General features: G+C 37.5%; 27 protein-coding genes and 1 riboswitch. Of the genes, 3 read left to right on the top strand and 24 right to left on the bottom strand.

Translation table 11 applies throughout. The features are described 5' to 3' along the window. Nucleotides 1-37 precede the first annotated feature (37 nt). The 8 genes from V179_RS0116515 to V179_RS0116555 form a co-directional block, all read right to left on the bottom strand. Complete coding sequence (locus tag V179_RS0116515) at nucleotides 38-760, bottom strand: anti-sigma factor (protein ID WP_028392463.1); 723 nt, start codon at nucleotides 758-760, stop codon at nucleotides 38-40. Beyond that, a complete protein-coding gene (locus tag V179_RS0116520; RefSeq protein ID WP_028392464.1) occupies nucleotides 761-1,315 on the bottom strand; it encodes an RNA polymerase sigma factor in 555 nt (184 codons plus the stop codon). A gap of 84 nt (nucleotides 1,316-1,399) precedes the next feature. Next, nucleotides 1,400-1,873 (bottom strand): COG4315 family predicted lipoprotein, encoded by a 474-nt coding sequence (locus V179_RS0116525; RefSeq protein ID WP_028392465.1) that lies wholly within the window; start codon nucleotides 1,871-1,873, stop codon nucleotides 1,400-1,402. A 14-nt stretch (nucleotides 1,874-1,887) separates the two neighbouring features. Next, a complete protein-coding gene (locus tag V179_RS0116530) occupies nucleotides 1,888-2,595 on the bottom strand; it encodes an extracellular solute-binding protein (protein ID WP_084552429.1) in 708 nt (235 codons plus the stop codon). Between the two features lie 426 nt (nucleotides 2,596-3,021). After that, on the bottom strand, nucleotides 3,022-3,489 hold the full coding sequence (locus tag V179_RS0116540; RefSeq protein WP_028392467.1) for an SRPBCC family protein: 468 nt from the start codon (nucleotides 3,487-3,489) through the stop codon (nucleotides 3,022-3,024). A gap of 147 nt (nucleotides 3,490-3,636) precedes the next feature. Continuing rightward, nucleotides 3,637-4,134 (bottom strand): SRPBCC family protein, encoded by a 498-nt coding sequence (locus V179_RS0116545; protein ID WP_028392468.1) that lies wholly within the window; start codon nucleotides 4,132-4,134, stop codon nucleotides 3,637-3,639. A gap of 72 nt (nucleotides 4,135-4,206) precedes the next feature. Then, nucleotides 4,207-4,482, bottom strand: coding sequence for a DUF2277 domain-containing protein (locus tag V179_RS0116550; protein WP_028392469.1), 276 nt, complete (start codon nucleotides 4,480-4,482; stop codon nucleotides 4,207-4,209). A 651-nt stretch (nucleotides 4,483-5,133) separates the two neighbouring features. Further along, nucleotides 5,134-5,505, bottom strand: coding sequence for a VOC family protein (locus V179_RS0116555; protein ID WP_028392470.1), 372 nt, complete (start codon nucleotides 5,503-5,505; stop codon nucleotides 5,134-5,136). A 183-nt stretch (nucleotides 5,506-5,688) separates the two neighbouring features. Between V179_RS0116555 and V179_RS28180 the strand changes: the two genes are divergently transcribed. Continuing rightward, a complete protein-coding gene (locus V179_RS28180; RefSeq protein WP_235179060.1) occupies nucleotides 5,689-6,189 on the top strand; it encodes a glycosyltransferase in 501 nt (166 codons plus the stop codon). Between the two features lie 397 nt (nucleotides 6,190-6,586). Next, nucleotides 6,587-6,925 (top strand): HAD hydrolase family protein, encoded by a 339-nt coding sequence (locus tag V179_RS0116565; RefSeq protein ID WP_028392471.1) that lies wholly within the window; start codon nucleotides 6,587-6,589, stop codon nucleotides 6,923-6,925. Here the strand turns inward: V179_RS0116565 and V179_RS0116570 are convergent. The 6 genes from V179_RS0116570 to V179_RS0116595 all read right to left on the bottom strand — a co-directional run bounded on the left by V179_RS0116570 (nucleotide 6,899) and on the right by V179_RS0116595 (nucleotide 13,120). Continuing rightward, nucleotides 6,899-7,879 carry an LLM class flavin-dependent oxidoreductase gene (locus V179_RS0116570; RefSeq protein WP_028392472.1) on the bottom strand — a complete coding sequence of 327 codons (981 nt, stop codon included), beginning with the start codon at nucleotides 7,877-7,879 and terminating at the stop codon, nucleotides 6,899-6,901. The two genes, V179_RS0116565 and V179_RS0116570, sit on opposite strands and share 27 nt — an antisense overlap. A 19-nt stretch (nucleotides 7,880-7,898) precedes the next feature. Beyond that, complete coding sequence (locus V179_RS0116575) at nucleotides 7,899-8,183, bottom strand: DUF3219 family protein (RefSeq protein ID WP_028392473.1); 285 nt, start codon at nucleotides 8,181-8,183, stop codon at nucleotides 7,899-7,901. Between the two features lie 357 nt (nucleotides 8,184-8,540). Further along, nucleotides 8,541-9,281, bottom strand: a complete 741-nt coding sequence (locus tag V179_RS0116580; RefSeq protein WP_028392474.1) for a metal-binding protein ZinT — start codon at nucleotides 9,279-9,281, stop codon at nucleotides 8,541-8,543. A gap of 343 nt (nucleotides 9,282-9,624) precedes the next feature. After that, on the bottom strand, nucleotides 9,625-10,041 hold the full coding sequence (locus V179_RS0116585; RefSeq protein WP_028392475.1) for a DUF1284 domain-containing protein: 417 nt from the start codon (nucleotides 10,039-10,041) through the stop codon (nucleotides 9,625-9,627). Between the two features lie 541 nt (nucleotides 10,042-10,582). Further along, nucleotides 10,583-11,758, bottom strand: a complete 1,176-nt coding sequence (locus V179_RS0116590) for an FAD/NAD(P)-binding protein (protein ID WP_028392476.1) — start codon at nucleotides 11,756-11,758, stop codon at nucleotides 10,583-10,585. Nucleotides 11,759-12,076: 318 nt separating this feature from the next. Then, on the bottom strand, nucleotides 12,077-13,120 hold the full coding sequence (locus V179_RS0116595; protein ID WP_028392477.1) for a YheC/YheD family endospore coat-associated protein: 1,044 nt from the start codon (nucleotides 13,118-13,120) through the stop codon (nucleotides 12,077-12,079). A 162-nt stretch (nucleotides 13,121-13,282) separates the two neighbouring features. Here V179_RS0116595 and V179_RS0116600 point away from each other — a divergent pair, with 162 nt between their 5' ends. Beyond that, on the top strand, nucleotides 13,283-14,503 hold the full coding sequence (locus V179_RS0116600; protein WP_028392478.1) for an ATP-grasp domain-containing protein: 1,221 nt from the start codon (nucleotides 13,283-13,285) through the stop codon (nucleotides 14,501-14,503). 816 nt (nucleotides 14,504-15,319) lie between these two features. On the opposite strand, the gene thiE is transcribed toward V179_RS0116600, so the two are convergent. From thiE to V179_RS0116650, 10 genes are all read right to left on the bottom strand, one after another. Then, complete coding sequence (thiE, locus tag V179_RS0116605; RefSeq protein WP_028392479.1) at nucleotides 15,320-15,958, bottom strand: thiamine phosphate synthase; 639 nt, start codon at nucleotides 15,956-15,958, stop codon at nucleotides 15,320-15,322. Beyond that, nucleotides 15,939-16,754, bottom strand: coding sequence for a hydroxyethylthiazole kinase (gene thiM / locus V179_RS0116610; RefSeq protein WP_034301279.1), 816 nt, complete (start codon nucleotides 16,752-16,754; stop codon nucleotides 15,939-15,941). The genes thiE and thiM overlap by 20 nt, the downstream gene beginning before the upstream one ends. Before the next feature lie 640 nt (nucleotides 16,755-17,394). Next, complete coding sequence (thiD, locus tag V179_RS0116615) at nucleotides 17,395-18,192, bottom strand: bifunctional hydroxymethylpyrimidine kinase/phosphomethylpyrimidine kinase (RefSeq protein WP_028392481.1); 798 nt, start codon at nucleotides 18,190-18,192, stop codon at nucleotides 17,395-17,397. Next, nucleotides 18,161-18,682, bottom strand: coding sequence for an energy coupling factor transporter S component ThiW (gene thiW / locus V179_RS0116620; protein WP_028392482.1), 522 nt, complete (start codon nucleotides 18,680-18,682; stop codon nucleotides 18,161-18,163). The genes thiD and thiW overlap by 32 nt, the downstream gene beginning before the upstream one ends. A gap of 135 nt (nucleotides 18,683-18,817) precedes the next feature. After that, nucleotides 18,818-18,922, bottom strand: a riboswitch (TPP riboswitch). A gap of 399 nt (nucleotides 18,923-19,321) precedes the next feature. Further along, on the bottom strand, nucleotides 19,322-20,479 hold the full coding sequence (locus V179_RS0116625; RefSeq protein ID WP_028392483.1) for a UxaA family hydrolase: 1,158 nt from the start codon (nucleotides 20,477-20,479) through the stop codon (nucleotides 19,322-19,324). A gap of 56 nt (nucleotides 20,480-20,535) precedes the next feature. After that, nucleotides 20,536-20,859 (bottom strand): UxaA family hydrolase, encoded by a 324-nt coding sequence (locus V179_RS28185; protein WP_051404991.1) that lies wholly within the window; start codon nucleotides 20,857-20,859, stop codon nucleotides 20,536-20,538. A 22-nt stretch (nucleotides 20,860-20,881) separates the two neighbouring features. Then, on the bottom strand, nucleotides 20,882-22,006 hold the full coding sequence (locus V179_RS0116635) for a UxaA family hydrolase (RefSeq protein ID WP_028392484.1): 1,125 nt from the start codon (nucleotides 22,004-22,006) through the stop codon (nucleotides 20,882-20,884). 104 nt (nucleotides 22,007-22,110) lie between these two features. Continuing rightward, a complete protein-coding gene (locus V179_RS0116640; RefSeq protein WP_028392485.1) occupies nucleotides 22,111-23,241 on the bottom strand; it encodes a 2-keto-3-deoxygluconate permease in 1,131 nt (376 codons plus the stop codon). A 202-nt stretch (nucleotides 23,242-23,443) separates the two neighbouring features. Then, nucleotides 23,444-24,391: a fumarylacetoacetate hydrolase family protein gene (locus tag V179_RS0116645; protein ID WP_028392486.1), complete on the bottom strand. Its 948-nt coding sequence runs from the start codon at nucleotides 24,389-24,391 to the stop codon at nucleotides 23,444-23,446. A gap of 74 nt (nucleotides 24,392-24,465) precedes the next feature. Beyond that, the gene (locus V179_RS0116650) at nucleotides 24,466-25,413 is read right to left on the bottom strand and encodes a U32 family peptidase (RefSeq protein WP_028392487.1); all 948 of its coding nucleotides are present in this window, start codon (nucleotides 25,411-25,413) and stop codon (nucleotides 24,466-24,468) included. Nucleotides 25,414-25,418: the final 5 nt, after the last annotated feature.

The raw sequence follows: 25,418 nt of genomic DNA on the forward strand, positions 1-25,418 counted from the left end.
CAATGTATAGAGTGTGTAGTCAACCCTTCACTCATGATCAAGAAGATCCAACTATTTTTATACCTCGCGGCTGTGTACCATTTGGATCTGGTTCTTTCGTAATGCCAATTTGATTGAATTGATTATTTGCTGGCAGCTTGTACGTCAATGACCCTGTCCCAGCTTTATCTGGCTTAAAAGTGCCGCCATTCGTCCGGTTACCATTATTCAAAAGCCACACTTGATAAACTTCAGACTCTTGTAATGCAGGTAAGTTCCGAATTTGTACGACTAAACTTTTTTCATGACCTTGCTCGAGGATATATGCAGCTCCGGCCGTATTCATATTTACAGCCGTTTTATCGGCAGGCTGCAATAAAAATGCCGTTTTAACTTTTACTGGTAGATCGGTTGCTTGCAGTTCTTTTTTTAACTGTACATTGGAATAAAACAGGATAATCGCTAAAACTAGAGTAGCCAAAAAGAGTCCTGAAGTGACCGGTGTAAACTGCCTGCTAAAAAAGCTGCTCCATCGCTTCACCTTATGTACAGGTTTTTCATGATTTTGCTCAAAAACAAAATTCATCACTTCCGATTTAAGAGTAACAGGGGGAGCCATTTCTTCAAAATCCCACTTCAATGAATTCCAGGCTTCCGTCATTTGATCATACTCCCTGGTGCATTCTGAACAGTGAATTAAATGTTCTGCGAATGCCTTTTTTTCTTTTTCTTCTAATTCATCTGATAAAAATGAAAGCAGGTTATCACATTCTTTTTTCATTTACAAATCACCTACTTCCAAATACTTCTTCAACTGCTTGAGTGACTGATGAAGTCTGCTCTTAATCGTTCCAATCGGTTCATTTTCAATTTTAGCAATTTCCGTAAGCGAATACCCTTTCCAATATAATAAATCAATGAGTCGTTTTTGTGGCTTGCTTAACTTATTTTTTGCTTTCGTAATTTCACTGTTAATCAGTCCATTTTCGATATCATTATTCGGATCCTCTATGTCAATTGACTGACTCATCCCGATTTGTTGGTTATTCTGAATATGAATACTGTCTTTACGAACATAATCTACACATACATTCCGTGTAACCGTTAACAGCCAATTCACGAAGTTCCCCTTTTCAGGGCTAAAACTGCTTTTTGTCGTCCAAAGCTTTAAAAAAACGAGCTGCACAATCTCTTTTGTTTTTTCTTCATTTCCATTAGTAAATTTAAAAATGAAGCCATAGATTAATTTAATATAGCGGTCATAAAGTTCTTCCAGAGCAGGACGATGCTTTTTAATTACTAATGCCATTAATTCTTGATCAAGTTTTTTTTTCAATCGCACCTGCACTCCTCGCCAAGTAATTTTTGAAAACGAACAACAGGAACAATCACGAGTCTGATCATTCCCCTTGTTTTCGTATTATGGAAAAACCGTATCATTATTTACAATATACCAAACATCTTTGACACCTTCTCCATTGACATCGCCTACTTGCTTATCATTTACAAAATAGTAGAGCGGGAATCCTTTGAAGGTAACCTGTTCTGCACCAGTATCCTCTCTTTTAATTGTTCCAAAATCTTTTTTGTCAAAGCCTTCTGGTACATTAAAATCCTGCTCCAAAAACGGTGGCCAATTTTCCAAACACTCACCCGAACAGCTGCTTTTTCCTTGTTCATCCTTTTTAAAATAGTACAGTGCCATTTCTTTCGAATCAGCCAAATACTTTCCTACTTTTTCATTTTCCAATAATTTCAGACTCGGTGTCGTCTCATCAGCTGTGGTAGTAACCGCTTGATCTTCCGTAGCAGAATCTTTCGTATCATTGCCACAGGCTGCTAAAAACAGTACACTTGCAACAATCGTTAACATAAACATCCATTTATTCTTCATTTAACTCCACTCCTTCACTTCCAGCCCCATTTTTGAAACACTTGATGAGAGGCTTCTGATTTTAAATATTCAATAAATTGTTTAGCTTCTTTCTTATTGTCCGTCTTGCTTGTTATACTTATCGGTGTTCCTCGATAAAGTTTTTCTTCATCTGGAAGCTGAACCAGTTCTGTTACATCTGTTAGACGATAATGCCAAGATTCATATGTAATCCAAGCATCATATTTAGAATTCTTCTTCCAAAGTTCGATAGCTTCAGCGCTCGACTCTACTGATATCACAATATTCTTGCTAATCCCAGAAATAAGCCCTTTCCTTCCTGCCAAGTCCTCCCAAAGACCAAGTTGCCCTGCTCCATTCACATCTACAATCTTCACACCGTTTTTCGTTAAATCTTCCAATGTTTGTATCTGTTTTGGATTTCCTTTTCTAACTAAAATTCCAGCTGCTCGCGGATACAAATCAGTACGAGTTTTTTCATTAATAATACCCGGATGTTTCAGGATAAAATCCGTCAACATATACTCAGATCCGCCGTAAATAATATCAGCATCCTGTTTGGCTTGATCTATCCATTTTACTTCAGGGCCCGCAGTTACTTCGACTTTGATCCCAGTTTCATCCGTAAAACGATCTGCCAACTCCTTCATTGGTCCAAGCGGTCCACCTGGTCCATATACTTTTACAACATCGTTCTTTGCAGGATGCCATTTAGATTCCATGACTGTTGAAAATCCTAACAACACAAGCAAACATACTATGCCCGCAACAAAAATGCCTTTCTTCTTCACACCTCTCTACTCTCCTTTCAGAAAAATCTGTTTATACTATAGGTAACGAGACAAACTGCCAAACGGTTTGAAAATAATTCAATTTTTTCAATTTATCATTTTGTATGCAGACATGGGGACAAGGCTTCGCAACTTACTAATCTAGACAATCTACATTGCAGATATACGTATTTATATTAAGAAAGGACTTCAAAGTCAGGCTCCGCTCCGCCACCATTGTGATTAGGCGAGTGTAGCGTGCTACAGGAGCGATCCATCATGGTAAATGGTGGCGTACTAACGTCTTATTTGTTTTGTAAAAAAAGAACCCCTCTTATCGGCGAACGAGAGAGGGGGGAGATGGATGTCGGTTAAGAGTTAACCAAATGTTCCTTTATATGTTTGGGACTCAGCTACATTTTTGACACGTCCTAAAAATTCAACGACCACTTTTTCAGTAGCAAACAATAAAAATAATTTCACAAACCACTTTAACGGGCGATTGGTCACTGTATATTTTAATAAAGTCTTATGATCATTTATTTTATTTAATTCATAAAAAGCGGTAATTTCAAACATATTAGCAAGAGTAAAACCGACTTTTAACTTTTTCTTATTAGCTTCATTCGAATATTCTAATGTTTCTACATCATACTCTTCTACTCGTTTTCCTTCTCGATAACTTTGGCGGTATATACTCCCAACCACTTCTTCAGTTATTTTAATAGGCTTGTGTTCGACAACTTGAGGCATAATTTCTTGCATATTTTCTAAAGAACCATCAAGAAACTTCCAAACCTGTTCAATTGGAGCGTTTATTTCTATGTCTTTTGTCCATTTTTTCATCGAAAATCACCTCTACCAAAATTCTTTAAGATTAAATCAAAAACTATTATTCCGAAATAAACCAGTTAATAAAAAAGCGTCTCCACATATTGTAGAAACGCTACCCGTTTGTCAACTTCTAGTACACTGACACTACTTTCATCTATTTTAGCCTGTATAGCTAATCTTCCCTGTCTCAACTAATTCCTTAAGTCCCATGAACATTAAATTCCACCCATGTTCAGATCCATCGCGATACTCTCCAAGAGCTTTTTCAATATCAGATTCTGTCCAATTTTCTTCATGAGGAACGATGATGATTTGTGAAAATGTCATTTCAGTGCCTTGTTGAAGTTCTTTTAGCTCCACAGTAATCGTATCTTCTGTTTCGCTGAATTGTGGCATTTTAAATGTAAACACTAATTTTGTTGGAGGATCAATTTCAAGATATTCCCCTATTGCTCGATAATCTTTTCCACCTCGATGGTCAACAATTTCCCAAGTGCCACCTACTTGAGGATTATTTTGTGCCACTTTATTCGTCCCTTCCAATGTAAAGAACCATTTTCTCATCATCTCACTGTTCAACCATGCGTCAAAAACTTTTTCAGGTGCTACATCAAAATTTCTTATCATTGTTAAAGTGGTTGTTGAATAGTTGTTCATTTAAATACTCCTTTATGTCATATAATGTTCTTTCTTTTTCGCTTTCAATTCTTTAACTCTATTCTTTAGTCCTCACTCATTCGTTCCAAACCTTTTAGCTGCTCTAGCACGAGCTCTCTCAGCTTCCACCTCACGATTGCGAGGTTCAGCACTCGTTTCCAGTGTATTCAATAAGTTCCTAGAAACCAATGCTATCTCATTGACTGCATGAAAAAATGCCTCCTCGTTCGCCTTTGAAGGTTTGTTATAGCCCGTTATCTTTCTGACGTACTGAAGAGATGCTGCGTGAATCTCTTCATCGGTAGCTGGTGGATCGAAATTAAATAAGGTTCTAATGTTTCGGCACATATTTTTCTCCTTTTTGCTTTCACTTTACTACATTCCATTCCACAAAGAATTTCTAATTTCCTTTTCTTTTGAAAAAGTAACACAATATTATTTAGAAGTAGAAAAGTATTTTCCCCTACATCATTGTTCATTTATATACTCTTCGTTTAAACAGTCTCATAACCCAAGAGGTTCAGAAAAGTACCCGATTGTTACAAAAAATATGACTTTCTTCGCCAAGGGGAAATTGCTTTTTTATCTTTTTTTCACAGTGTTCGAATGGTTTCACGATTCGCCACATACTTATCCACGATGGCCTGAACGGTTTGAGTATACAGAATGGATGGTTGTTAGTTTTCGACCCGTTCTCATTTTATGTTTATAGGATAATTATAACAGAACAAACGTTCTTTAATCAATGAGTATGCATAAAAAGATTTGTTGTATAATTAAGAAGTTATTGATTTTTGCTTAACACAAGAAGTGAAGTTCTTATTTAAGAAATACTCCCTTTTCTTGAATAAATATTATAGTTGTTGGTACATCCATAAGGGTTGGCTTGAAAATTAAGTAGCCCATCATTATGAGGGCAAAATAAAAGAACCCATTCAGTATCAAATAGATTCAATTATAATTGAAGATTAATTTTATGTTCCCATTCCATCCTTCATTTCATCTGTGTTGATCTACCAGAATCGGATTACCATCAGGATCTTCAATTGTAAAACTTGCAGGACCTTCGCTTGTTTCATCCGCTTCAGACAGCATTTTAATTCCTTTTGCTTTAAGTTGTTTCTGAATATCCCTAATGTCCGTAAATGAATTGAGATTTTCGGCATTTTCATTCCAACCTGGATTAAAAGTAAGAATATTCTTTTCAAACATTCCTTGGAACAGACCGATTATGCAACTTTCATTCTTCATAATGAGCCAATTTTGGGTAATATCCCCTCCAAACACTTGAAATCCTAGATTCTCGTAAAATGATTTTGATTTGTTAATGTCTTTTACACTTAAACTTACAGAGAATGCACCTAGTTTCATATTTCCTCCAATAATAAATTAATAATTTAGAAAATTAATCGCGTAAATTAAGTATACATGATTACTTTGAAGAACACATTTCAGTTTATCCAATTTTTATAAAATACAACCAAAGCCCGGTTAAAGGAATAAACCATATTCCATTGAGAGGTTAAGTTCGAAAATAAATTCAGGAGACTTTGGATGGATCATGTATTGTGGACAAGTAATTATATTACAAGTGCAACAACAGCAGGAGCGAAGGATCAAAAACAGGTACTGACTAGGCTTCTGAAAAATCAGGAGGATATTGGTAATTCTGTAAAGCCAGTATACGGAGAGAAAGCTGGGAACAAACTTACGGATTTGCTCAAGGATCATATTGTTATTGCGGGGAAAATTGTAGATGCGGCTAAAAGCGGAAATAAAGCCGTGGTGAATCAGCTAAACAAAGAATGGTATAGAAATGCTGATGAAATAGCAGCCTTCCTTAGCGGGGCCAACCCCTATTTAAAAAATGAAGATCTAAAAAATTTGCTGTATATGCATCTGAAATTAGTGACAAATGATTTATCTGCAAGTTTAGCAAAAGATTGGAACGCAAGAATCGTTTCAATTGATGAAGGGGTCACACACATCATCCTAATGGCAGATACTATTTCTAGGGGAGTTGTGAAGCAGTTTCCTGATAAATTTAATAAATAATCTTAAGAATCTCCAGAATTCTGTTGGAGATTCTTTCATTATAGGGGCATTTGCTTACGTCTATACAACTGGTTCAACCAAATACCGCGCCCTGGTTGGGAATTAAGCTTTTTGCAACGAAGCTAATCAAGATAATAAATGGAGAGCTCTTATATTTTGTTTTTCCTTTAAATTCATTCAATTATCAACATTTACAATTAGCACTGTAATCCTTCACAAGTAGATCACGTGGATACATACCTGCTCCTAATTTTCAATAAAAAAACAAAACAAAAAAGGTTTTAAATGGTATAACATATTATTTATAACCTTTTTTATTTTAATCTCGTTGGTACCCACTTATATATACAATGAATTTTTTTCATTAAATAACAAAAGGCAATAGGAGTGACATACTATGAAATTTGTATTTGATTTGGACGGGACGATTTGCTTTAAAGGGCAGCCTGTTTCTGATAAGCTGCTTAGCTCATTAGAAAAATTAGTTGATCAAGGACATGAAGTTATTTTTGCTTCAGCTAGACCAATCCGTGATTTACTCCCCATTTTACATGAACGCTTTCATCAATACCCAATGATAGGTGGCAACGGAGCAATGGTGGCGATAGAAGGAAACATCGCATCAACAGTGAGCTTCAATAATGACTTGCTTTCTAATATTGTTCAACTACTGAAGTCGTATAACATTACGTATTATTGTCCAACTATTTCATTTGATGCATTGTTCGGCGATTAATTGATATGATTGATGCTTATCCTTTGGTGAATAAGTGATGGTTACAATCATGATTTCATCTGCTAATACATGAGATTGAATCTTTAAAAGCTTACTTTTTACCCCATTCGGATTACCTATAATCATTTTCTTTTTTATTCTTTCAATTGACTCTTGATCACGTAGATTTAATTGAAATTCTTTTGCTTCATCGAAAGAAGGAACACCTTGGTTCTCTTCCCTATTCTCGTTTTGCAGTTTCCAAATGATCGAACTTAAGGCAATTTCCTCTGCTTTTTGAGTAGTTTCTGCGCAAATTACTGATAAAGCCATAATAACGTAAGGTTTTTGGCCTTTTTTTCTTGGTTGAAATGAATTACGATATTGTTGGATAGTTTCTTCTCCGTTTTCATCACTCATAAATTGTCCGAAACAATAAGCTAAACCATTTTCCGCTGCAAAATTTGCACTTTTTTTACTCGTTCCTAGCATCCAAAGTTCAGGACTAATTTGCGGCAACGGAGAAGCCGGTAATATGGACTCCTCATTATCTATGTATTTAATTAATTCTTTTACCAAATGAGGCATTTTATAGACATTTTGCAAATAGTTGTCTGATAATGCATTTGATGCTTCAGCAGGACCACCCGGTGCCCTCCCGATCCCCACATCAATCCGATTTGGAAATAGAGTGGATAACAAGTTATAGGTTTCTGCCACTTTATATGGCTTATAATATGGCAATAAAACCGCCCCAGAGCCAATTCGTATATTTTTTGTGTTTGCTCCAATATAACCTAACATCACCTCGGGTGCTGAGCATGCAAGCCCTGGCAATGCATGATGTTCAGCAATCCAATAACGTGAATATCCTAATGTCTCCCCTATTCTTGCAAGTTTCATTGATTCCTGTAGTGCCTCGTGTGCCGCTTGATTAGTTGAAATAGGAGATTGATCTAAAATGCTTAATTTCATAAAATGAAATTCCCCTTTTCTATTTTGTTCCTTCTTTTAAAGTCAGTTTAAATTCGCCAATTTGTCCTTTTTCGTATAGATTTGTAATAGATGTTGAATATTCTTGGATCGTTCCGCGGAACTCAAGATGTTTCTCAGGTACTATTACATCAAATGTTCCTTTATAAAGAAGTGTTGTTATGTCATGGTAGTCGTCACTTGTAACATAAAAAGTTACCGAAATTCGAATTCCGTTTTTTTCTTTTTTCTCTTCATAATGTGTGATTTTGATTTTCGTATCATTTAGTTGAATTTCCTTAACCATTCTATCATCATCCCTTTCCCAAAAAAGAATAACACACCCTTAACTAGTTAACGAACTCTATTGCTTAGAATTGAAGCCTATGATATACGTTTGTCGTGCCCTTAACTTATTCAAACCCTTACCTATCTGTATGAGGAAGAATCCCAAGAGGAATTGAAAAAAATTACTATTTTAAGTTGAGATCGATATTAAAATTGATCAAATATAATAAAAAAAACGCCATTTTAATCAAACTTTTTTAAAATGACGTTTCTTCATTTGCTGTTACATATGTATTTGAGAGAAACTGTTAATATTGCTTTTTTCTAAAGCCATATTTTATTCTATCGAACTAAAAGAGGAAAATAGCGATAAAAATTAATGGGCATTCATTTCTTCTACAATTTCTTCTCCACTTAGATTAGAAAAATAATAAGTTGGCCAATTGTCTAATTCATTTAAAAGAGTGCCATGATCTTCATCTCCCAAATAAATATGGTAATGTTCTGCTTTTGTTGGATAAATACTATGATCACTGAATTGAACATGTTTTGGTACTCCATCTACTTCCCCAACTAAATCAAATAAATATCGAACGCCTCTATTTCCGGATTCATAAGTCAAAATTTCGTATCCATGATACTTGTATTCTCCTACTTTTCCTTCTCCATTTTTATAAAATGTCATCATATTATCTTTTATAACGATCCGATTAATGTCTGTTTCATACCCAACTTTATAATAGTCTTTGTATTCTTCAAAGGTTTTATCTTTGTTTGTTTCTACTTTTTTCTGTAAGACCTTATCTAAAGTTCCATCTAATAAGTATGGATAGACTGATTGCCAATCTCCTTCCCAATCTGATAATTCCCTATCTTCAACTTCGTCATCCTCAAATATCCCTGAATATATTTCTTTCTGCTTTTCATCATCGTGATTATGGTTATGATTATGGCTATGATTGGTACCTTCTGTAGATTCAGAATTAGAAGTAGAAGAAGTAGGTTCAGAATCTGAGGAAGCATGTTCGACAGGTGTATCTACTTTTTCTTGACAGCCTGTAAGGACTAAACCTAATAAGAAAAACACAAATATTGATTTGATAAGTTCCTTTTTCATAAATAAAAGATCTCCTTTTCCATTATAATAATAGGTGTAAATCGTAACAATTACTATTTATACTTTTATGAATATACTATGTTTCGAATCTTCCGTCAATATAAAACGTAATGATTATGATTTATGTTTTTTTAATTAATAGGAGCTGTTAAACTTGCCTGTTGATTGCAGCGAGAGGCGTTCGCTTTCCGCGGGCGGTCCGGGAGCCTCCTCGGCGCATTGCGGCTGTGGGGTTTCCCTTTGACTCGCTTTTCCAGCAGGAGTCTCACGCCTTCCACTCCACAATCAACAAAGTGCTAAAATCAACAACAAGCTTTAACATAGCCAATATAAAAGGGAGGACTTATTTAACTTCCCTTAAGCCCTTCCCTTCAAGAATCTCTTGAATACCTTCCTCACAAACCCCGTATAAACGCCAGGAACAAGTTTCACACACATTTTTAATATCGGCGGGTACGACATACTGCCGGATGTGTGACTCAATGTCCTCCCAACTCAGAACTTGTCCGACTTTAAGCCCCAATTTATCTAAGATATTGGAATCTCTTTCATAAATATTGTTGTCTTGGCAGTGGTATTCACCTGAGTTGGGGTACTTTTCACACAACTGATCAGGTCCCCTTACAAGCTGAATCCCGGTCTTAGGGTTTTCTCTCAATGTTTGATGCAATTTAGTCATATTTTCAACGTATTCTTTGGAATAGCCCATTCCCCGATAGCCCAGAAGACAAAAAATATGATGACCACGCAGCTTATACATAAATTCTCCCCAGTTCGACACGTTAATTAAAATTCAAATGTTAACCAAAATAATTAATCAGTTAACTTATTTGTCATTATAACATACCATACCTGATCAATTGGGAACTTATTAAAGTATGGGTTCCAACTTCAAATTCCCTGTTATTTTATAGTCTAATCGCTGCAAACATCATTTATTACTTGCTTGGATTAATATTTATTATTTACTAATAAACAGAATTATTTAAAGTGGATAAAATAACTATCGCATTTTAATAACACATAAATTAATCTTCACTAAGGTTACTGTCACACATGCTCTTACTGCTGTATCATTTAAGTGTGTACTAAAGTTTCACTTGGAAGATTAGACAGAAAGATTAAGTGCTTTTGTTCTTCTTTATTTCTATCATTTCAAGAACTTAATGGCTCAGATGAGGTTGAGCATGCCGATAGAACTAATAGCAAAATACTAAGCACGACACTAATTGTTAACTGTTTGGTGATCATTTGTCCCTTTATAAATTGAAATGATTACGATTTATATCATCTCTATATTCTTATAAACTAGCGACAATTCGTTCTGCCGCATGGCGTGCTCCAGAAATATTTCGAGCTATTGGTCCGATTTCAAGCTCTGCCAAAGCCCCTGTGACATATAAATCTGGACCCCATTGTAAAGACTGTGAAACGATGGGATAACCACAGTCAGCACAACGCAATTGGTACATGTCGATGACGGGAGATAGCCATTCTTCTCCTGGTAATGATGACAAAAAACCAGTTGCTAATAATATTGTTCCAGTTTGTTCAATAATCTTGCCATTTTTGTCATGAAGCATAATGTTTCCATTTTGAACTTCAGTACTTTCCACTTCTCCGTCTACTAAACGTAAGCTCCCTTGCTTTATCCGATTTAACAATTTCATATGTAAGTCAGGTGGAATGGAGCCTTTATGCCGCGCTTCGATAATTTGTTCACGCCTTTTTTGATAACTTTTCAGATTGCGAAAAGAATATTGATTCTTTGGTCCTAACCATGCTGGATCACTATCAAAATCAAAAATCCGAAATGGATGTCTTTTCAATAATGTAACCTCATTCGGAAATCTTTCACCGAGCTTCAGTGCCAAATGAACGGAAGAAATTCCACCACCAATAATCGTGATTGGCCTTTTTACTTGATCAAAAGCAGGTAATTGATCATCGAAAATATGAAAAATAGTAGATTCCTGATTTTGTTTTAACCGAACCGCCCACTCTGGCCAGTACGGCTGCTCTCCTATCCCAATGGCAAGGAAAAGTTTGCGACCGTATAGTTGCTCGCCATTACTCAAATGGACGGCCCATCCATTTTCCCTTTTGGAGGCGGCTCTGACCTTCCCTTGCACCCAAGCCCGTTTTATAGATAATTCATCACAAAGATGCTCACAATGCTCCATAAAGGCAGCCAATGAAGGGCGTTTATATCGACCATAAAAAGCAGTATTCCAATCATCCCCACTTTTTTTCACATAAGTTTGCAAACTGAACGGTTTAACATCCAAATGGTGAACGGATGGCGATCGTAAATAAGGCATCGAAATGACTTCCGTACATTGCCTCCATCTGGCCAATGGCTCTTCATTCATATCAACAATAGCAAGCTGGTCGACAGTCACTTTCCCTGATTTAAGTAAAAAGGTGGCCAGTGTTATCCCTTGAATCCCCCCACCAACAATAATGCAATCCAGCATAAGAACACCCTTTCATACAAATCGTAATTATTTCGATTTATTATTCAAATTAACATTTTCACCATTATAATGCAAGCATATTTTTTATGTAAGGTTATGTTAAAGCTAGTTGTTGATTTCGGCATTATGTTGATTGGAGCAGAAGGCGTGAGACTCCTGCCGGAAAAGCGAGTACCTGTAACGGAAATCACCCCAGGATAGTAGTATAAATAGAATTTACAAGCAACAAAGTTTACGACAACAGCCATGTAAAAAACATCTATCCAGAAGATAGATGCTTTAACCAAAAGTATATAAGAACATCAAGAGTTACAATGGTCAATCTTTTACATTACGTTGGCTATTTTCAGCTAAATATTTAGCATATTGAATCGTATTTCTCGCTACATCTAATTCACAATTAAATATGATTGGCGCTCCTGGTCTCCAATTCACTTCAAATAACCACAATTTTTGATTTTCATCAATTCCAACATCAATCCCTAATTCATCCAATGACACATCATCATACAAAGAATCAAAGTGGTTCGAAAAACTTATAGCGAAATATTCAAGTGTTTTTTTTATATTATACCAGGAATCATCGAATTCTTTTTGTAAAAAAATATCCAGATAACCAGTATATCCCCCACTTCCGATATTTGGTGCAATGCTTCCTACAGTTCCTATGCGTGGATATATTGAGGTAATGACCCACTTTCCTTCGCCGTTTTTTTGTACATGCAACCGGAAGTCATATACTTGGCCCGATTTAATTTGACAGGAAATGAACTGTTGAGCTAAATACTTTTGTTCTTGAATCTTTCGAATTGTGAATTCGACCAATTCTTGTTTAGTATAAATAGAAATGTCCCCATGTTCATTTACTCTGTATTTATCATTTCCTTCCTTTTCAATAAAAACGATCCCTTTTCCCTGATTCCCGGATACTGGTTTCATAATTACTTTTGGATAATGACGGACCATTTGCATAAATCGATTAGCGTCTATTAAATCCATTGAAGGTATAAGATATTGCGCAAACATTTCCCCTTTTTTTATCAGCTTATTAACATATGATTTATCACCAACTGAGTGACTTGTAAAAGGAATGATTTCTGATAAAATATCCACGATTATTTCTGCTTTATCCGTTAGAGGATAGCTGGCATTATAGATAACGTCTGGAAAAGGGAACTTCTTTTCCTGCCAATTTCCGTTCTCATATATTTTCCCATTAATTGTTCGGTCATCCATATTGACTTTCCCAGGCGTAAAGTAAAAAAAGGGAATCCCTTCCGCTTTCGCTACAGCTGAGTAAGCATATGCTCTTCTCACCTTTTGAGGATCCTCTCGATGGTGAAGCATGCCAATTAAGGTCATAATCGTTATATCCCACCTTTATAAAATGCTGTTCTTTAAAAATATAAAACAAAGCTAGTCTTTATTCCTATTTTTTAAATCACGGCGAACAATATTGGACCTATTTATATATTCTATAGTATAGATTTTATTCAATTGAGACGGGTGGGATAACATGACTTTATGAATACGATTATCTTTATTGGCTCTAATAAATCAGGTTCGAGCAGAGAAGCGATAAAAGCTGCAGAGCGCCTTGGCTATTTGACCGTTCTATTTACAAATAAACAGCAATTTCTAGAACAAAGATTAGAATTTCCTGATGTTCATCAAATGATATTCACAGAGCTATCTGATTATCAGGCATTAACAAACAGTATTCAAGAATTAATAAATCGCGGACTAGTGATTCAGACAATCTTAAGCTTTATAGATCCTTATGTAAATATCGCCGTATCGTTAGAGGAAAAGTTCTGTACAAACGTTGATTCTGTTAATCCAATTCTGAATATGGAAGATAAAGTTTTAACAAGAAATCTTCTAAAAAACCTCCGATCTTCTCCTTACTTTGCCATTTATACATCAGAAGACTCCTTAAAAGATTTCCTTAATGAACAAAAAAACCATCTACCATTAATAGTGAAATCCCCCATTTCTGCTGGATCAAAGGATGTCTTACTGGCAAATGATATCTATCAATTAAACTTAGCAATGAAAAAACTACTAAACAAGTATAAAGATACACCTATTTTAATTGAAGAATTTTTAACTGGACCTCAATATTTAGTTGAAACAGTAGTACACGATGGTACTATTACTATTGTAGCTGTTATTGAACAAGAAATTACGTTCAAAGAACGTTTTATCGTAACAGGATATAGCTTGTTAGCTTATATGGACAAACCGTTTTTTGATCATCTCTATGAAACAGTTTGTACAATTGTAGAAGCATTTGACATGAAAAATGGTGCGTGTCACCTCGAATTGCGTCACGTTCGAGGGAGATGGAAATTAATCGAGATTAACCCTAGAATTTCTGGTGGTGCTATGAATCGCCTGATTGAGGTGGGGTATGGCATTAATTTAGTAGAAGAAACGATTCAGATATTTTTAGGAAATCAACCGAATCTTACGAAAAAACATCGTAAGTACGTGTATGTACATTATCTAACTGTAGATATTGAGGGTAAATTGGTTAGTGTTACCGGGAAAAATCGTGCTAGTAAATATCCAGGAGTGCAAGAAGTTTTTATAAAACCACGCAAAGGAAAGATATTACGGCCCCCTTTATCAATGGGAGATCGTTATGGATACGTGTTAGCCTCCTCATATAATAAAGAAGAAGCGAAACAAATGGCGATAGAAGCAGCTAAAGCAATTCGTTTTAACATGGAAAAACTATAATGATTACGGGCCAAACTACAGAAACAAGAAGCGCCTTTAGTTCCAATTCAAAATTGGACAGCCTATATGGGCCACTAAAACATCTAAATTGTCTCACAATGATTAAAACGTATAGGATTTACTACGTGATTCTAGTGTAAATGACTCGGGTTTTTATCTTTTATTCTAGTACTAAAAAATAGTAAGTAGATGTTTAACTATTAAAAGTCATGAGCATTATACCTATGTTTAGACTAATCTTTCGTGAAATTCATCTTCATAAACTTTCGCATTTTGTTTTTAGCGATTTCTTCAGGAAATATCATTGGCGCTACACCAGAAGGACTAGTATACATTTGATTGTTGCCACTACTATGTATTTCAATCAGATTGTTTTATCTTGGTGAAATGTAAAAGAAACAAAAAGTTATTCTATAGATTATGTCCTCACACTCTATACACTTTACCGACAGATAAAGTGAAACTTCAATCAGTGGGGGTTTTCTTCATCCCCCACTAATCGTTAGTCCCGTTCTACAACGCTATCTCTCCGCTACTGTGTAGATATAACGATACTATGAACCCGATTCAATGATTCCCAAACTAAGTACGGCCCATCCTGCGACATCGTTTGTGTGACCCACATCCTGTGGGCCTCAACTAAATCTTTGAAGATCACAAAGGTAAGTTTCACTGTATCTCACCAATCGGGCTAATACGGGCAGTTATCCCCCCACCTATGCTTCTTCGATTCCTCTTAGCCTTGAGGTGGAGGTCTTACTGCCAGTTAATGCGGAATAAACGATATAAAGGAGTTGTATGGTTTAATTCCTTTCATTATTGGACTATGGCTGTCGTCATTTGTTTTTTTAGCATTTCCGCCGCTTTTCTCGGATCATCTGCTTTCATTATTGCCGATACAATCGCTGCACCAGAAATACCGCTATTGAGAATTTGGGGAAGATTTGCGGAGGTTATGCCGCCAATCGCAACTGCTGGAATGGTAACAGCTTGGCAAATCATGTTAAGCACTCCATGCTGTAGCATCGAAGCATCTTTTTTTGTTGAAGTTGGAAAGACAGAACCTACCCCAATATAATCAGCTCCGTCTGCCTCAGCTTTCAAGGCTTGTTGGACATTTTTAACGGAGACGCCAATCTTCATAGACATAGGAACTAATTGCTTCACAACAGATAAAGGAATATCACCTTGCCCAATATGAATACCATCCGCTCCGACAGCAAGTGCAAGATCCACGCGATCATTTATGAAAAGCGGGATGGAATAGTTGGCAAGTAATTGTTTAATTTTTAACGCTTTTTCATAAAAGATTTTTCCATCCGAGTTTTTTTCTCTTAATTGAACAGCTGTAACTCCTCCAAGAATAGCTTCTTCAATAATTTGCTCAAGTTTCTCAAGCGGAATTGATTCTTCTGTGACAAGGTAAAGACTAAGATTATCTCGTAGCGTACTCATTTATTTGTACCTCCTTCATCCAAATCTCTCCGTTCATCAGTGATATCGTATCGACTAATTTCACTCGGAAAGTACCTGTTCCTTCTCCTTCTAATAGCTTGCTTTTCGTTAATTCGCCAGCAATACTCATGACAGATATTCCCGCTACTGCTGCGTCAAGCATCTGATCTGTTACGCCAGCAAAGCTGCCAATTAAGGATGTCGCCATACAGCCTGTACCTGTCACTTTTGTCAATAGGGGATCACCATTGTTCACTATAACAGTCGTTTCACCGTTACTAATTGCATCTGTTCTACCACTTACAACGATTGTACTGTTTAGTTCTACTGCTGCTTTGACAGCAAGGTCCGCTCCTGAAAGAGACACCATACCTGAATCCACGCCCTTTGTCTGACTTTGGCCTCCTATTAAACTATAAATTTCACTGGCATTCCCTCTAATAATGCTCATCTTCACTTCTTGAAGAATTTTTTCAGCCATCTCGATTCGATAAGGTGTTGCCCCAGCTCCAACAGGATCAAGTATAACCGGTATGTTAGCAGAGTTAGCTGCTTTTCCAGCTAGAATCATTGCTTCACAGGAATCCGCGTTCAGCGTCCCTAAATTGATGACTAGTGCATGAGCGATTTTCGCCATATCTGCGGCCTCATTCACACTTGATGCCATAACAGGAGAGCCGCCAATAGCAAGAGTAATATTCGCACAATCATTGATTGTGACAGAATTGGTTATATGATGAACAAGTGGATTTACATTTCGAACTTTCTTAAATAATACTTCAATTCTTTTTAGCATAATAATCCCCTCCAGATTTATCCCGCATTAACGGACAGTAACCCCCACCTCAAGGCTTAGAGGTACTAAGAAGCATAGGTGGAGATAACTGCCCGTAAAAGCCCGATTGGTTCAACTAACAATTAGTGGGGGATGCCCCCCACTTATTGAAGTTTCACTTTATCCCCCATTAACGGGCAGTAACCCCCACTTCAGGGCTCAGAGAAATCTAAGAAGCGTAGGTGGAGATAACTGCCCGTAAAAGCCTGATTGGTTCAACTAACAATTAGTGGGGGATGCCCCCCACTTATTGAAGTTTCACTTTATCCCCCATTAACGGGCAGTAACCCCCACTTCAGGGCCTAGAGAAATCTAAGAAGCGTAGGTGGAGATAACTGTCCGTAAAAGCCCGATTGGTTCAACTAACAATTAGTAGGGGATGCCCCACTAATTGAAGTTTCACTTTATCCCGCATTAACGGGCAGTAACCTCCACTTCAGGGCTTAGAGAAATCTAAGAAGCGTGTGGAGATAACTGCCCGTAAAAGCCCGATTGGTTCAACTAACAATTAGTAGGGGATGCCCCACTAATTGAAGTTTCACTTTATCCCGCATTAACGAACCGTCAGTGCGAAGGTAAAAAAACATTGATGGAAGTTCCATTATGATTGATGAACTTTCTGAAATTGATAGAAATGATTGACTGGCCCATGTCCTTTTCCGATGGCAAAGCTGTCACGGATAGCTTGCGTAATATATTCTTTTGCTTGACGGATTGCATCCTCGATTCCAAGTCCGTTTGCTAAGTTAGCGGCAATCGCTGATGAAAGTGTACAGCCTGTACCATGAGTATTTTTCGTTGAAATTCTTTCACTCCTTAACCATATATAATTAGCTCCATCATAAAAAAGGTCGTTTGGATCTCCGGCAGAATGTCCTCCTTTTAACAAGATTGCTCTCGCTCCTAATTGCTCGATGATCTGGCAAGCTTCATATATATCTTGTTTGGATTGAATCGTTTTCCCTGATAACGTTTCCGCCTCTGGTAGATTCGGAGTCACGATCGTTGCCATTGGTATCAATAGCTTTTTCAATGCTTCTACAGCGTCCATTTCAAGTAGATGATGCCCGCTTTTAGAAATCATGACTGGATCAAGGATAATATGCTGCGGCTTATATGTATGTAGCGTTTTGGCAACCGTTTCAATCGTTTCAGCCGAACCAAGCATCCCAATTTTCACAGCATGAACTTCAATATCGTCGAACACTGCTGATATCTGGTCGCGAATAATTTCTTTGCTCATCGTTTGAATCGAACGAACCTCTACCGTATTTTGGGCGGTAACAGCTGTGATAACAGACATACCAAACACATGATGTGCAGAGAATGTTTTTAAGTCAGCTTGAATTCCTGCTCCCCCTCCTGAATCAGAGCCTGCGATTGTAAGTGCTGTTTTCATATAGTAACCCCTCCAAATATTTATTTTTCAAGAAAACCTTTAATAATATAAACGCAATACTTGCGCCTGCTAAAGAACTAATTGAAAATGCGGGTAAAAAGCCAAACAAAGCAACTTTTTTTCCTAAAAACAACAAGGCAAGTGGATAACAAGCAAGTGCCCCAATAATCCCCGTACCTATAACTTCACCTAGACAAGCAAAACCAATCTTTTTTGTATACCTGAATAATAGTCCTGCAAGCAAAGCCCCAATCATACTGCCTGGAAAAGCAAAGATAGAACCCGTTCCTGCCATGTTTCGAATGATTGAGACGAGCAAAGCTTGAGCAATGGCATAGCCAGGCCCTAACATAACGGCCGTTAATACGTTCGCTAAGTGTTGGATCGGAAAGATTTTAGCAAAACCCATTGGAATAAAAACAAAGGAACTAGTCAGTGCTGTTAATGCTGTAATCATGGCAGTAAGTGAAAGTTTTCTAATCGAATTCACCATTTCATCTCCTTTTCATCTGTTTTATACATTTGCTAGGAAAATCGTTGTAGTGAGAAAACGAAACTTTTAAACAAAACCAAAAACCCCCTTCCTGAAATAGGAAAGGGGTAGATATTCACATATAAACTAGCTAAGCTAATATCTCCACTTCCCTCCGCCAGCATGATCCGGTTCAGGTTCAAAGGGTCTAGAACAAAGTTCCATCTCAGCCTCTTAAAGACTCCCCTAGTGCAATGTATATTTAGTTACTGTCATCATACCATGTTGAAGCAAAAATGCAATGCCTGAAAATTTGCAATTAACGTTCTTTTGCGGAAAAGGTGCGGGGCTCTGCAAATTCAGCTCCGTGCCGCAACCTTCATAAGGTGATACAGTTTATAAGCCCTGAACCTTTTTCTTTTTCATCGTTGGGCTTTAGAGCAGACGCTTATGGGTGTTTTCAGATAACCTCTTAGCTCAGTTCTTCTTTCAACCACGATTCTAACTTGAAATTTTCCCCATTAAAACGTTAAATCTACTTATTTTGTGGCATACTTTATTAATCTAGCTCATTTCATAAGTTATAGTTGTCATTTTAGTCTAACTAAATTAACCTACTAAATTACGAGCAAAGAGCTAGTTTCGTTCATGATCCCTTTATATCGTTTCTGCCAATCTCCAAATCGCGAATTCTTGATTTTTATGTTTTTCAGATGCAGTCATCGAACCATTCGCTGTTGCCATTATTTTTTGGTAAATTTCTTCGCCTATTTCCTCAATCGTGTTTTTCCCTTCGATTATTTTTCCAGCATTCACATCAATATGCTCTGACATGATTTCATATAGTCTTGGATTTGTGCCAATTTTGATGACAGGAACGATTGGTGAGCCTGTTGGAGAACCCTTTCCAGTGGAGAATAAAACAATCTGTGCTCCACCAGCCGCAAGGCCGGCTACCGATTCTACGTCATATCCAGGTGTATCCATGAAGATAAACCCTTTTTTCGATGGTGCTTCGGCGTAATCAATTACTTCCATTAACGTTGAATTTCCGCCTTTTTTAATACAACCTAAAGATTTTTCTTCTAAGGTCGTTAATCCCCCTGCCATATTTCCTGGAGTCGGATTTGCTGACCTAATATCTTCACCCGTGTCTTTGATTCTTTCTTCATATTCTTTTACTATTTTAAGAAATTTCTTACCTACTTCAGGATCTATGGCTCGCTTTGCCAAAATATGTTCGGCACCGATGGCTTCTGTTGTTTCCGCTAGAATACTAGTCCCGCCATCTCTTACAATAAAATCGGAACATGCTCCAATCGCCGGATTTGCGGTAATCCCTGACCATGCATCTGATCCACCACATTCAAGTCCAATGATTAGCTCAGTAACATCAGCTGTTTCTGTCTTTTCAGTTTTACTTCTATCCATTGCTTCTTCTAGCCATTGTTTCCCTTCTTTAAGGACCTCACTAACAGGCTTATCTTTATTAAAATAAATGGCATGAACATGATGATTTTCATCTTTTAAAAGTTCTTCAAGCTCTTTTGCAAGTGGGTCATCACCCATGCCTAAAAATAGGGCGCTACTTACATTTGGATGTCCCGCAGTCCCTTTTAAAGTCCGGATTGTCTGCTTATAATCTTCGGGGAACTGAGCTTGCCCTCCTTGGTGGACGACTGGAATCACACCTGGAACGAGCTGAGCTATTTTTTTGGTGAAACTCGCCAATTCACCTACTGTATTCATGACAATTACATGATTTCTGACCCCTATACTGCCATTTGGTCTTCGATACCCTTCGAATGTTTGCATTGTATTGCCCCTTCCTCAATTAATTTGAGCGTATAATTACCTTATTCAATTAGTTTTCAAGAACTGAATGTATCAACATGATCTATAAAAGAATGATCTCTTTCTTCATTTTTAAGACCACGAACATTGAAAACATGGACATGAAACCCAGGAGATATTTCTGCTGTCGCAATTCCCATGCACTCTCCATACTTCATGATTTTTCCTTCATTCTTAATATAAGAGGTAGCCACTTTATGCCCGTATGAAATATCTTCCATCACCTTTATTTGGTCCTTTTCACCTTGTATAGAAAGCAGCTCGCCTGATTTTAAATTTTTCAATGCAACTGCCACATTGTCGTTCGGATTTAATTTGAGTGCATTATATTTTTTGTCCATTCCCCATCCTCCTTCTCCTCTATTAAAATGTTGTTCCTACATGTGGAATAGAAAACTCGCCTAGTTCCAACTTTTCAAGACTCGTTTGTTTTCCTGAAGAGATTTCTACTAGCTCTTTCATGACTTTTTCCACTTGAACAGAAGGATCCTCTTCGGTTATTGTATAATCGACTAGTTCATCAAATGAGCCATATGGATTTTGCGGTGTAATTGTCATACACGGCAGAGCGACTGAACCTGTCAAGATTCCTCGGCTACTCACAACGATCACTAGATTACATCCACTTGAGGCCATATTAGAAAAAGTCTCTACCATATTGCTCGTACCAACGATAAGATGTAGCCCTTTCTCTTTCGGCTTCTCATTATAGCCAAGTAGACTTTCAATTGGACTAGTCCCTGTCATTTGAGCTTCAAGAGCAGCTAATAATTTTTCTTCTTTTGAGAAACTGCGAGCAGCACTTTGGTCTTTATGAATTTCTTTCCAACGTTTCCGGTGTAATCCTTCTTCCAACTTTCTTAGTTTATCTTTTGCCTCTTGACTGTTTGTGCGTTCTGCCAATAATAAACCAGCCGGCTCTAAAGTATCTGTAAGTCCCATCATCACTGTCGCATCATTTTCAACTAATAAATCGATTACTTTCCCTACTACAGGAACTATTCTTTTCAATGAATCCTCATCGATATCAACAGTTACAATCCCAACAGTCAAAGAAGAAAGCGGAAGATTCTCTCTTTTCATTGCTGCCGCTTCCTTTGCCCATTGTTCAACAATCTGCACACCTTTTTTTGTTGTATTTTCTCCACCTGCTAATTGTTGGATGCCGATTCCTTCTATTGGCTTTGTTTTCGGAATGCTTTTTAGTAATCCGCTAACTTGATTCGTCTCACAGCCTAATCCTACAAGAAGTGCCGAATAAAGATTTGGATTAGCTGAAATACCGACCAACATATTTTTTGTTAGTTGAAAATCATCACCAAGTTGGGCACATCCATTTGAATGGATTATCGGAATAGTCCCAGGTACACTTTCTGAAATTTCCTTAGCAATCACACTAGAACACACGACAGAACATACAACGCCAATATAATTCCTCGTTCCAGCAGTTCCGTCATTTCTTAAATAGCCTTCAAAAGAATAGTCCATACATGATCTCACCTTTCTTATTTACGGATTAAACATCAGATTATTCTGTATTTTACGCACAATTATAACCCGTTTACTTATTTTGGTATATCCAAATCAAACTCTTACATCTTCACAGGGGCTGCAGGATTCTCAATGTTCCGTTCTTTATTCTTTCGCTGAAACTCTTCTTTTCCATCAATCCCTTTGCGTCTCTGATATTTATCTGCAAGAATAACAGCAACGGGAACTAGTAGTGCTGTCGAGATTGATGCAATTGAGATTTGAGCAGTAGCCACACTCGATAGATTCTGATAAACTAATGCTTCTTGTGATGTCATTAATCCAGATCCCGCTGCTACCGAAGCTGCTGCGGCAATGGCTGCAGGTGTAGCAACTGCATTCCCAGCAGTAGAGGCCTCTGCCCAAGGTGCAATATAACTTTTCTCGCGAAATATCTTGAAAGCAAGCGCCATAGCTCCACCTGAAAATAGAACCGTCATTACAGCAAGTGCAATACCCGCACCGACCACTTCTGGATTAAAAAAGTTCGACAAGTTCATCCCAGCACCTAATGCAAAAGCAAAGAAAGGAATAACGAGAGATTCACCGGCTGCTAAGAATTCGCGTATTGTACTATCGAGATTCCCTAGCAACATTCCTATCAAAATCGGTAAGAGAACTGCAATAAAGGCAATGATTGGAAAGTTTGCTCCCATCATTCCAAGAGCCATTAATGTAAAAAACGGGCCATCATTAAGTGAAAGAACGGCTGTCGCACCTACATCAGAACGATTGCCGTATTGCCCTGTCAATGCTGCATACATTCCACCATTCCCATTTGTCATTGCAGCAATAATTGCGAGAGTTGACAATCCGAGGAAACCGTTGACAGGATCTGATAACAGCCCCCAAACAATTCCGACCACAACACCGGCTAAATACTTGGTTGCAGTTAAAATGACGCCTTTTTTCAACGCTTTTCCGCCTACTCGGAAATTCATTTGACTACCTGCACAAAATAAGAAAAGAGCACATAAAGTCAAAGCTCCATCTTTGAATAGGGCTTGTGAAAAGCCACCGATTTTAAAAAACTCATAATAACCGGATTCAGTAGCTGCAACCCCTAGCGTTTTTAATATGTTCATAATAAATGGGATATGCAGTTGATCGATTGTATTTAATAAGGCACCTAGAAGAAGTGGTACGACCATTAGACCACCGGGAATTTTATCGATTGACTTCTTAATTTGCATATTGCATCCTCCAATATCAATATTAATTCTAAAAAAGCACAAGGCGCCATATGTACGAAACAAGTAGAGGACGCCTGGAGCTAGACATCAACATTCATTGAATAATTAGTAATCGCTAAGAATCCGTAACTATTTCTATTTCAATTAATTATTGAATATTCAGACTTATTAACATGCATTTTAACGATCAATCGCTGCTGAGTTAGACTCTAGTAGTTAAATTTTCTTTACTCTTATCTTCTACTATACTTAACTTTTTAACGGAATTATTAAGTGTTCCAATGTTCTCGATTGTTATAGACACTCGATCTCCATCTTTTAGCCAAACTTTCGGCTCTCTTCCCATGCCCACACCAGGCGGAGTACCTGTTGCAATGAGATCACCAGGCTTCAATGTCATCGATTGAGATAAATAGGATACGATGTAGGGAATCCTGAAGATCAGATTTTTCGTATTCGATTGTTGCATCACTTCACCATTCAACTTCAAAGAGATGTCCAGATTATGAGGGTCAACTACTTGACCTTTCGTAACTATTGCCGGTCCGATGGGTGCAAAGGTATCTGCAGATTTACCGCGCGTCCATTGGCCATCAGAGAATTGATGATCTCTAGCACTTACATCATTCATGATTGTATAGCCAAATATGTATTCTGCAGCTTCTTCTTCCGTAATTCGTTTCGCTTCCTTACCAATTACAACAACCAATTCCGCTTCAAAATCGACTTGCTCAGAATTAACAGGGATTTCAATCGCCTCTTTTTCACCAATGATCGCATTTGCATATTTTGAAAAAATGACTGGCGATAACGGTGGCTCTAACCCCGTTTCTTTACAATGGTCCAAATAATTTAAACCGACACAAATGATTTTTTCTGGTTGTGAAATTGGCGCCATAATCTCTACTTCTGAAAGAGAAAATGAATGATCCAAGTTTTCCCGTCCGTGAGACTCAATAAGTTGTTCAACATATGGAATGGATTTTTCATTCATTTCAATAAGTTGTTTTAAATCAGTAGGGAATTCGAAAGAATCTACTGAAATCTGATTTTTATACTTCTCATGTAAAGCCTGTACGTCTAGAATTTTATCTTCCTTTATCACACCAATACGCGTTTTTGATTGATTACGAAATGATATAAGTTTCATTCAGCTTGTCTCCCATCTGTTATTAATTTTTTTCAAATAACCTTTCACTGTCTATCACATGAATCTCGTATACGTTATGGCGTAGCGATTGTATCAGTCTGTGCAATGCCAAGACCTTCGGCACCAAGTTTTGATGTTTTGGCTTCTGGATAATAACGTTCAATCATTTGAAGTCCTATTGCGGCACGGCGGACGCGCTCTTGAACTAATGATATATTCGTACTTTCCCACTGTTTTCCTGAAGGGTAGACATCTGGATGATTTCTGAGACCAAATTTAATATACACCGGAGCTAATACACGAATGATTTCCGGAATTTCATAATAACGAAGGAAACCGCCTAAGTTATCGGGAACTTCTACATATAAATCTATCGGTATATCAATCGCTTGACGAATCGAAACGAGTTTTGACAAAGTGAGTGCTGTCGGAACGTTGTAAGTATCCGCACCAAGGTCTTCCATAAGTTTAACCGAAACCGGATTGGCAGCACCTACTTGCACGGATGCTTTCACTACAAAGTCTTCTGGCAATTGGCCAGCTTTTTTCATTTCTTTTGTTAGCTTTAATAGTCCTTCATCGGCTACTAATGCGCCACGTAATCCAAGTTTAGCGCCTCTTTTTAAATCTTCCATGGCGTAAACGAGTTGATCTGCCCCTTCATGACGTAATGCAATGGATTTCCCGCCGCTTGTTAGTGGTTGAGCACTAATATCCCAAGTGCCACGAGGTCCAACGAATAAGCTAAGCTCCATCCCTCTTTCTGCAGTCAGTTGGCACATTTCCTTTATTTCATCATCTGTTTGAAGCATGATACCGCTTCCTTGCGAGATGCGATGAATGGTTAATCCGTATCGATCAATTTCTTTTAATGTTTCTCTTAACGCAACCGGTCCTTCAACACTCGGAAGTTCCACGCGGTATTGGGCACCGTCTGGAAAAGTCTTCGTTGAAGTTGGTAGCTCTGTTAAGTCTTTGGAAGGATAACCGAGTTTTTCCAATAATTCACGTGATTCTTTCATGTTTA

It is taken from the genome of Bacillus cihuensis (assembly GCF_000504145.1).
GTDB lineage: Bacteria > Bacillota > Bacilli > Bacillales > DSM-1321 > Peribacillus > Peribacillus huizhouensis.

Excerpts from the sequence above, each read along its gene's own strand:
- V179_RS0116555 (WP_028392470.1), bottom strand. The coding sequence starts at position 5,505 with ATGAAACTAGGTGCATTCTCTGTAAGTTTAAGTGTAAAAGACATTAAC.
- V179_RS0116595 (WP_028392477.1), bottom strand. The coding sequence starts at position 13,120 with ATGACCTTAATTGGCATGCTTCACCATCGAGAGGATCCTCAAAAGGTG.
- thiM (WP_034301279.1), bottom strand. The coding sequence starts at position 16,754 with ATGCTAAAAAGAATTGAAGTATTATTTAAGAAAGTTCGAAATGTAAAT.
- V179_RS0116540 (WP_028392467.1), bottom strand. The coding sequence starts at position 3,489 with ATGAAAAAATGGACAAAAGACATAGAAATAAACGCTCCAATTGAACAG.
- thiD (WP_028392481.1), bottom strand. The coding sequence starts at position 18,192 with ATGAAAACAGCACTTACAATCGCAGGCTCTGATTCAGGAGGGGGAGCA.
- V179_RS0116515 (WP_028392463.1), bottom strand. The coding sequence starts at position 760 with ATGAAAAAAGAATGTGATAACCTGCTTTCATTTTTATCAGATGAATTA.
- thiE (WP_028392479.1), bottom strand. The coding sequence starts at position 15,958 with ATGAGTACGCTACGAGATAATCTTAGTCTTTACCTTGTCACAGAAGAA.
- V179_RS0116575 (WP_028392473.1), bottom strand. The coding sequence starts at position 8,183 with ATGGTTAAGGAAATTCAACTAAATGATACGAAAATCAAAATCACACAT.
- V179_RS0116585 (WP_028392475.1), bottom strand. The coding sequence starts at position 10,041 with ATGTATAAGCTGCGTGGTCATCATATTTTTTGTCTTCTGGGCTATCGG.
- V179_RS28185 (WP_051404991.1), bottom strand. The coding sequence starts at position 20,859 with ATGGACAAAAAATATAATGCACTCAAATTAAATCCGAACGACAATGTG.
- V179_RS0116565 (WP_028392471.1), top strand. The coding sequence starts at position 6,587 with ATGAAATTTGTATTTGATTTGGACGGGACGATTTGCTTTAAAGGGCAG.
- V179_RS0116550 (WP_028392469.1), bottom strand. The coding sequence starts at position 4,482 with ATGTGCCGAAACATTAGAACCTTATTTAATTTCGATCCACCAGCTACC.
- V179_RS0116545 (WP_028392468.1), bottom strand. The coding sequence starts at position 4,134 with ATGAACAACTATTCAACAACCACTTTAACAATGATAAGAAATTTTGAT.
- V179_RS0116600 (WP_028392478.1), top strand. The coding sequence starts at position 13,283 with ATGAATACGATTATCTTTATTGGCTCTAATAAATCAGGTTCGAGCAGA.
- V179_RS0116625 (WP_028392483.1), bottom strand. The coding sequence starts at position 20,479 with ATGCAAACATTCGAAGGGTATCGAAGACCAAATGGCAGTATAGGGGTC.
- V179_RS0116525 (WP_028392465.1), bottom strand. The coding sequence starts at position 1,873 with ATGAAGAATAAATGGATGTTTATGTTAACGATTGTTGCAAGTGTACTG.
- V179_RS0116650 (WP_028392487.1), bottom strand. The coding sequence starts at position 25,413 with ATGAAAGAATCACGTGAATTATTGGAAAAACTCGGTTATCCTTCCAAA.
- V179_RS28180 (WP_235179060.1), top strand. The coding sequence starts at position 5,689 with ATGGATCATGTATTGTGGACAAGTAATTATATTACAAGTGCAACAACA.
- V179_RS0116635 (WP_028392484.1), bottom strand. The coding sequence starts at position 22,006 with ATGGACTATTCTTTTGAAGGCTATTTAAGAAATGACGGAACTGCTGGA.
- V179_RS0116645 (WP_028392486.1), bottom strand. The coding sequence starts at position 24,391 with ATGAAACTTATATCATTTCGTAATCAATCAAAAACGCGTATTGGTGTG.
- V179_RS0116640 (WP_028392485.1), bottom strand. The coding sequence starts at position 23,241 with ATGCAAATTAAGAAGTCAATCGATAAAATTCCCGGTGGTCTAATGGTC.
- V179_RS0116530 (WP_084552429.1), bottom strand. The coding sequence starts at position 2,595 with ATGGAATCTAAATGGCATCCTGCAAAGAACGATGTTGTAAAAGTATAT.
- V179_RS0116590 (WP_028392476.1), bottom strand. The coding sequence starts at position 11,758 with ATGCTGGATTGCATTATTGTTGGTGGGGGGATTCAAGGGATAACACTG.
- V179_RS0116580 (WP_028392474.1), bottom strand. The coding sequence starts at position 9,281 with ATGAAAAAGGAACTTATCAAATCAATATTTGTGTTTTTCTTATTAGGT.
- V179_RS0116570 (WP_028392472.1), bottom strand. The coding sequence starts at position 7,879 with ATGAAATTAAGCATTTTAGATCAATCTCCTATTTCAACTAATCAAGCG.